General features: G+C 70.1%; 5 protein-coding genes and 1 pseudogene. 3 read left to right on the top strand and 3 right to left on the bottom strand.

The window, feature by feature from the left end; genetic code table 11:
* Positions 1-584, bottom strand: a pseudogene (locus E3O44_RS19310) (hypothetical protein); the annotation flags it as partial.
* Positions 585-693: 109 nt separating this feature from the next.
* Between E3O44_RS19310 and E3O44_RS19690 the strand changes: the two are divergent.
* From E3O44_RS19690 to E3O44_RS16010, 3 genes are all read left to right on the top strand, one after another.
* On the top strand, positions 694-2,895 hold the full coding sequence (locus E3O44_RS19690) for a thioredoxin domain-containing protein (protein ID WP_241976380.1): 2,202 nt from the start codon (positions 694-696) through the stop codon (positions 2,893-2,895).
* Positions 2,896-2,945: 50 nt separating this feature from the next.
* Positions 2,946-3,374, top strand: a complete 429-nt coding sequence (locus tag E3O44_RS16015) for a DUF1761 domain-containing protein (RefSeq protein WP_134535773.1) — start codon at positions 2,946-2,948, stop codon at positions 3,372-3,374.
* A 196-nt stretch (positions 3,375-3,570) separates the two neighbouring features.
* Positions 3,571-5,361 (top strand): stealth family protein, encoded by a 1,791-nt coding sequence (locus tag E3O44_RS16010; protein ID WP_134535772.1) that lies wholly within the window; start codon positions 3,571-3,573, stop codon positions 5,359-5,361.
* Here the strand turns inward: E3O44_RS16010 and E3O44_RS16005 are convergent.
* On the bottom strand, positions 5,291-6,229 hold the full coding sequence (locus tag E3O44_RS16005) for a phosphodiesterase (RefSeq protein ID WP_174775094.1): 939 nt from the start codon (positions 6,227-6,229) through the stop codon (positions 5,291-5,293). The two genes, E3O44_RS16010 and E3O44_RS16005, sit on opposite strands and share 71 nt — an antisense overlap.
* Positions 6,230-6,444: 215 nt before the next feature.
* Complete coding sequence (locus E3O44_RS16000; protein WP_134535771.1) at positions 6,445-6,900, bottom strand: Hsp20/alpha crystallin family protein; 456 nt, start codon at positions 6,898-6,900, stop codon at positions 6,445-6,447.
* Positions 6,901-7,130: the final 230 nt, after the last annotated feature.

Below are 7,130 nucleotides of genomic sequence, written 5' to 3'. Positions count from 1 at the left end.
GGCTGCGCGCTCCCGTCGGCGTCGGACGTGCCAACCGGTGCGCCCGAGCCGCCGGGGCCTCCGGGGCCGCCGTGAGCGCCTGGAGCGCCGGGAGTGCCGGGGCCGCCGGGAGTGCCGGGAGTGCCAGGAGTGCTGGGTGCGCCCGAGCTTCCGTGACCGTCGGGAGCATTCGGAGCGCCGGGGGCGCTCGAGCCGCCGTGACCGCCGGGAGCGCGCGGACTGCCGGCAGAATGCGGCGCACCCGGGGAGCTGGCGGGGAGGGCGCCGTCGGGGAACAGCAGCAGCACCGCGTCGAGGTCCGCATCGTCCTGCCGCAGCCGGGCCGTGAGGTCACCGAGTCGCCGTTCGCTCTCGACGAGGGACCCGTCCGGGCCGGGCCGCGCGTACACCGCAGCCTGCAACCGGGGCAGCTCCGCGGCGGGATCCGGCCGCCCGCCCGGGGTCGCGGTGAGCGGGTGCGCCCGCCACCACAGGGCGTCGAGAACGTCGTGCCTGCCCCGGTAGGCGGCGCGGAGATCGGAGGCGAGGGCGGCATCCGCCGCGGCTGCGGCGTGCAGCCGTTGTGCCACAGACTCCGATGTCATCCCGCAGCTCCCAGCGGTCGAGGTGTGTCCACTGTAACGAGTCGGGAACCACGCGCGCGCGGCTCCGCCGGTCCGGTTCGATCTTGCGGGGTCGGGGCACAATGGGACCATGCCGAATCGTCTCGCCGATGCGATCAGCCCGTACCTGCGCTCCCACGCCGACAACCCGGTCGACTGGCACGGCTGGGGCGAGGAGGCCTTCGCCGAGGCCCGGAAACGTGACCTGCCGCTGCTCGTGTCGATCGGATACTCGACCTGCCACTGGTGCCACGTGATGGCGCGGGAGAGCTTCAGCGACCCCGAACTCGCCGCCTACCTCAACGCGCACTTCGTGAGCATCAAGGTCGACCGGGAGGAGCATCCCGAGGTCGACGCGACCTACCTCGCCTCGGCAAGCGCCTTCGTCGACGGTCTCGGCTGGCCGCTCAACGTCTTCGTCACCCCCGAGGGGCGCGCCTTCTACGCGGGCACCTACTTCCCGCCGATCGCCGTTCCCGGCCGACCGGCATTCCGGCAGGTGCTCGAAGCCGTCACGGATGCCTGGACCGTCCGCCGCGCCGAGGTCACCGAGACCGGTGCTCTCGTCGCAGACGCGCTCGCCGCGGCCGCCCGGCAGCAGGAGCTCGCCGATGCCGCCGTCGACGGTTTCCGGGGCGACGACCATGACGGCGGCGGCCACGACGGGGACGACCATGACGGCAGCGGCCACGACGGCGATGGGCACGTTGGCGGGCACGGCGTCGGCGGGAACGACGTCGGGGACCGCACGCTACGACGGCTGCCGCAGAGCAGGGTGCTGGACGGCATCGTCGAGGGCCTTGCCGCGACCGAGGACACCCGGTACGGCGGTTTCGGCGGCGCACCGAAGTTCCCCGTCGCCCCGGCCCTCGGGTTCCTGCTCGACCGCCCGGCCGGCCGCAGCCTCGCCCTGCGCACCCTCAAGCGGATGGGCGCCTCCCCGCTGCGGGACCCCGTGGAGGGCGGATTCTTCCGCTACGCGGTCAACCGGGACTGGAGCGAACCGCACTTCGAACGGATGCTCTACGACAACGCCCAGCTCCTCGATCTCTACACCCGGGCCTGGAGACTGACCGGTGAACAGTGGGCGCGCACGGTCGCAGAGGGCGTCGCCGGCTTCCTCCTCTCCGTGCTGCAACTGCCCGACGGCGGTTTCGCGAGCGCCCAGGATTCCGAGAGCACCGTCGCCGGACGCCGCGTCGAGGGCGGCTACTACGCCCTCGACATCGACGCCCGGCGCACGCAGCCCCGTCCCGCCCTCGACGAGAAGGTGCTCACAGGCTGGAACGGCCTCGCCATCGCCGCGCTCGCCCGGGCCGGGTTCGTCTTCGACGAACCCCGGTACACGGATGCCGCGCTCCGCGCCGCCGATTACCTGCTGTCCCGGCACCTCACCATGCCGTCGGCGGGGGACAGGCCGGAGCTCGCACGCGCCTCCATCGCCGGCCGCATGTCGACGGCGCGGGCCACTCTGGAGGACTACGGGATGTTCGCACAGGGACTCCTCGAACTGGCACTCGTGACGGGAGAGGAACGCTACGCGTCCGCGGCGCGCCTCCTGGTGGACAGCACGCTAGCGTCGCCGACCGACACGGCGGCGACCGACACGGCGGCGACCGACACGGCGGCGACAGACGCGGCGGCGACACGGTTCCGGGTCCCGGCCGGCTCCGATCCCGTGCTGGTCGGCCAGGGGCTCGCCCTCGAAGTCGACCCCTCTGAGGGCGCGTACCCGTCCGGGCGCTCCGCCGCCGCGGGCGCCGCGCAGCTGCTGTACCTGACGACGGGGGTGGACGGGTACCGGGATGCGGCCGTCACCGCCGTCGTCCCGTTCCTCGCCCGCGCCACCGAACGCCCGCTCGCGTTCGGTGCCGTGCTGCAGCTCTGCTCCGCACTGCTCGCTCCCGTGGAACAGCTGGTGATCGTTTCGCCAGACCCCGACCCCGGCCGGCGGGGGCCCGGCGACCCTGGCGACCTCGACGAGCCGGGGGAGCCCGACTTCTCGGCTGCACCCTTCTTCTTCGATCTGCCCGCTGCCGTGAGCCCGACGGCGCTCATGGACAGCGCGAGGCGGTGGGCCACCGGCCTCGTCGCATCCGTCACCGCGGCCCAGGCCCGGACGCTCGCGGCGGCGGGATTCGAGCTCTTCGCCGGCCGGGTGCCGCTCCGCGACCTGCCGACGGCCTACCTCTGCCGTGAGTTCGTCTGCCGAGTTCCGGCGACCGACCCCGCGGAGTTAACGATCGGGGAGACATCCGGGGAGACCGCTCCCGACGGGCTCGCTTCGCTCTAACATCGGAGCCATCCCCTCCGCCGCCGGCGGAATCAGCGAGAGGATCCCCCATGGTTCCCGAGATCAACATCTGGGCCGTACTCCTGGCCACCGCGTCGAGCATGGCCGTCGGGTCGATCTGGTATTCGCGGCGCGTCTTCGGCGCGTACTGGATGCGCGCGGTCGGCCACGATGAGGAGAGCATGCGCGCCAACGCGGTCGCGCCCCTCGTCATCACCGTGCTCGTCAGCTTCGTGACCGCCTGGGTGCTCGCCGGCGCCATCGCGATCACGCAGAACTTCTACGGCGGCAGCTTCCTCGCCAATGCGCTGCTGACCGCGCTGATCCTCTGGGCCGGCTTCACCGCGGCCCGGATGGTCACCCACGACGTCTTCGACCGGCGCCCCGCGGGGCTCACCGTGCTGAACCTCGCCCACGAACTCGTCACCCTCGAGGTGATGGCCCTCATCATCGGCCTGATCGGCATCAGCGCGCGCTGAGCCGCCTCCGGGAGCGGCGGGCGCCATCGGGGCCGGTCGCCGGGCAACGTAGACTGGAAGGAACGCTACCGCTTGCTGTCGGCTGCCGGTTCCCGGCTCAGACCGGGTCGCGGCCGCCGGCACGTACCGGACGCACTCTCCCCGGCAACACACGGTTGCCTCGTGGATGAGCGTTCCCAATTTCCCGAGGAGGACCATGGTTACCGTCGATCGTTCAGCCGCAGAGCAGCCGATCGTCCCGGTGACCCCGGCCGTCCCGGTGCTCTCGCTGAGCCAGGAACCCGAACTCGTGCTGCTATCCCCGGACGCCCGCACCCGCCGCTTCGACCGCGAAGACGTCGTCGTGCGCAAGGGTGAAATCGCCCTGATCAACGGCCACTTCACCCCGCACGAGTCCATGGTCAGGGACCTGCTCGCCGTGGCGCACGCCCTCGACGCCGCCGGCATCGACTTCCTGCTCGTCCGCGGCGACCACGACCGCCCGGTGCTCGCCGTCGACCGCAAGCGCCGCAAGCACATCACCCGCGCGCTCGCCGAGGCGTTCTCGAACGACCCCTTCTACGCGAAGCCCCTCGACGGGCACCTCACCCAGCCGCTCCTCCTCGCCGACGGCGCCCTCACCACCCTGCGCAAGTCATCCGTCTTCCGGGTCTACCGCCCGCGCATCGAACCGATCGGCCGCCTCCGGTACGGTGCCGAGACCGCATTCCAGTTCGAACTCTGGTTCTTCGGAGAAGACGAGATCGTCGCCCCGGTCGAGAATTCGCTGATGCGCAGGCGGATGCCGCGTGGCGAGGCCCGCGAGACCACGATCACCCTGTTCGGGCGCACCTGGCGCACTCTGCAGCACATGTTCGACGATCTCGCGAGTGACGTGAGCTTCGACATCGACATGGTCTTCTCCTGGGTCGACGGCTCCTCGAGCGACTTCCAGCGCGAACGTGCCAAGCGGATGAAGGCATACGTCGTCGGCAGCGGCGACGAGTCCGACGCCCGGTTCCGGCAGATCGACGAGCTCAAGTACGCCCTGCGCAGCGTCTACATGTTCGCACCCTGGGTGCGCCGCATCTTCATCGCGACCGACTCCCCGGCACCCGAGTGGCTCGCCGAGCACCCGCGCGTCACGATCATGCGGAGCGAGGACTTCTTCCCGGACCCGAGCGTGCTGCCGACCCACAACTCGCACGCCGTGGAAAGCCAGCTGCACCACATCCCCGGGCTCGCCGAGCACTTCCTGTACTCCAACGACGACATGTTCTTCGGCCGTCCGATTGGCCCGGAACTGTTCTTCTCGCCCGGCGGCGTCACCAAATTCATCGAGGCGGCCACCCGGATCGGCCTCGGCGAGAACGACCCGAGCCGCAGCGGGTTCGAGAACGCCGCCCGGGTCAACCGGGCGCTGCTCCGCGAGCGCTTCGGCAAGGTCACCACCCGTCACCTCGAGCACACGGCGGTGCCGATGCGGAAGAGCGTGCTGTTCGAGCTCGAGGCCGAGTTCCCGGAGGACTTCGCCCGGACCGCGGCGAGCCAGTTCCGTTCGGCGACCGACATCTCCGTGACGAACTCGCTGTACCACTACTACGCGCTGACCACCGGGCGCGCGGTCGAGCAAACCCAGGCGAGGTCGCTCTACATCGAGACGACGCTCAAACTCGCCCTGCGCCAGATGAACAAGCTTCGCAAGCGCCGCGACCAGGACATGTTCTGCCTCAACGACGGTAGCTTCCCCGAGATCTCCGACGACGTGCGCCGCGCGGCCGTGACCGAGTTCCTCGAGCAGTACTTCCCGATCGTCGCACCGTGGGAGCGCGAGGCGCAGGTCACGACGAGCGTCGCGCCCGCCGCGGCCGCCGCGGGCGCGACCGCGGTCAACGGCGGGGTCGGTGACGCCGGCGGTGCGCCCCGGACCGGCCCGTTTAGCGCAGAACCGGGATCGGCGTGGTCATCGGCGGCTCGCGGAGCGCTGGCAGAGTACCCGCGTCCATGATCGTGATGCCCGACTCGGCGAGGCGGCGGGCGCTCTCCTCCGGGTCGATGTAGTCGAGCGGAGCGTAACTGCCGAGCGGCACGACCGAGTGCAGCACGGTGTCGGGGTAGACGTGCACGAGGTTGAACGCGCGGGCGCCGTCGCGGCCGCGGGTGCCGCCGACGGGCACGTTGAGGTCCTGCGTGTAGCACGTGGCCGAGGCCACCGACACGGGGATGCCGGCGAACATCGCGGTCGAGGAATAGTGCAGGTGCCCGGCGAGGATGCTGCGGACATCCGTGCCGCGGAGCACCCTGGCGAGGCGGTCCTGGCCGCGGAGCTCGACGGAGACGGCGAGGTCGAGCACGCTCGGGACGGGCGGGTGGTGCATCGCGAGGATGGTGCCGTCGGGCGCGGGAACGCTCAGTTCCCCGGTGAGCCAGGCGAGCTGGGCATCGGTGACTGTGCCGTAGTGGTGGTGGGGCACCGAGGTGTCGAGCGTGATGATTCTGAGGCCGCCGATGTAGTCGACGCGGTCGATCGGTGCCGTCGACGAGGGCTGGTCGAGGAGTTCCGCGCGGAAGGCCGGGCGGCTGTCGTGGTTGCCCATCACCCAGATGACGCGGGCGCCGAGGCGAGCGGCGGCCGGCTCGACGATGCTTCGGACCAGGGCATAGGCATCCGCTTCACCCTTGTCGGCCAGATCGCCGGTGATGATGATGGCATCGGGGCGGCCAGACGAGGCTTCGACCTCGGCGAAGAGTTCGGCCAGGTGCCGGGCGCTGTCGACCCGGTCGTAGAGCCTGCCGCCATTGGCCAGAACGTGAGTGTCGCTGAGATGGAGCAGGAAATAGTCCGGCCTGGGGTATTCGGCCGTTCGCAGGTTCAAATGAACTTTCCATTCGTCGGGACTGTGTGGCACTCATCGTTGAGTCGACTGACTCTACTCCGAATATTCGACCAGCCGTTCTTGAACGGCCGGTGTACTCCAGACGAACAGGCCTGCGGACCCGGAGAAAAACCTCCGGGTCCGCAGTAGGCCGCACCGGGGTGCGCAGCGAGCGTCAGCCTGAAGTGACTCTCAGGCCGCTCGCAGCCGCGCGTTCACTTGGTGTCGGCCGGGTGCTCTCCCTCGTTGACCTGCAGCACGCGCTCGGCCTGCTCGCCGGAGCTCGTCACGGCGATCTTGCGGGGCTTGGCGGCCTCGCTCACCGGGATCGTCACGCTCAGCACCCCGTTGTTGTACGTCGCGCTGATGCGGTCGACGTCGAGACCCTGGCCGAGGTTGAGCTGGCGCAGGAACGAACCGGCCACACGCTCGCGGGTCAGCCACTTCACGTTCTCGTGGTTCGCCATCGTGCGTTCGCCGCGGATCGTGAGCAGCTGGCCGTCGACGTCGATATCGACCGAGCCCGGGTCGATGCCGGGCATGTCGGCGTTCAGCACGTAGTGGTCACCCTCCCGGAAGAGGTCCATCGGCATGACCCGGGGTCCCCGGTTGTCGATGAGGGCCGATGCCATGCGGTCGAGTTCGCGGAACGGATCGTAATTCATTGCCATGGTGTGTCCTTCCCTGTGGTCCGGTTCCGGGGATGTTCATCCATCGGGACATCGACCCGGAAGTCCGGATGATTCTCAGTTGATTCTCAATAGTTGAGTCGAACTGGCTCAACTATTGACAATGTATTCCCGTCCGCCGGGTCCCGCAATCGCCCGGGAGAGGCGGGTTCGGGTCGTTCGAGGGCAGCGAAAGCGCCCCGGCGACGCCGCCGCATTCGAGGGATGCCGGG

This window comes from Cryobacterium algoricola (genome assembly GCF_004402485.1).
Classification (GTDB): Bacteria; Actinomycetota; Actinomycetes; order Actinomycetales; family Microbacteriaceae; genus Cryobacterium; species Cryobacterium algoricola.
The sequence above is the reverse complement of the archived record's forward strand: the minus strand, read 5'-3'. Positions and strand labels throughout refer to the sequence as shown.

What these genes read in the sequence shown, in the direction of transcription:
- E3O44_RS16015 (WP_134535773.1), top strand. Translation starts at nt 2,946, where the DNA reads ATGGTTCCCGAGATCAACATCTGGGCCGTACTCCTGGCCACCGCGTCG.
- E3O44_RS16000 (WP_134535771.1), bottom strand. Translation starts at nt 6,900, where the DNA reads ATGGCAATGAATTACGATCCGTTCCGCGAACTCGACCGCATGGCATCG.
- E3O44_RS19690 (WP_241976380.1), top strand. Translation starts at nt 694, where the DNA reads ATGCCGAATCGTCTCGCCGATGCGATCAGCCCGTACCTGCGCTCCCAC.
- E3O44_RS16010 (WP_134535772.1), top strand. Translation starts at nt 3,571, where the DNA reads ATGGTTACCGTCGATCGTTCAGCCGCAGAGCAGCCGATCGTCCCGGTG.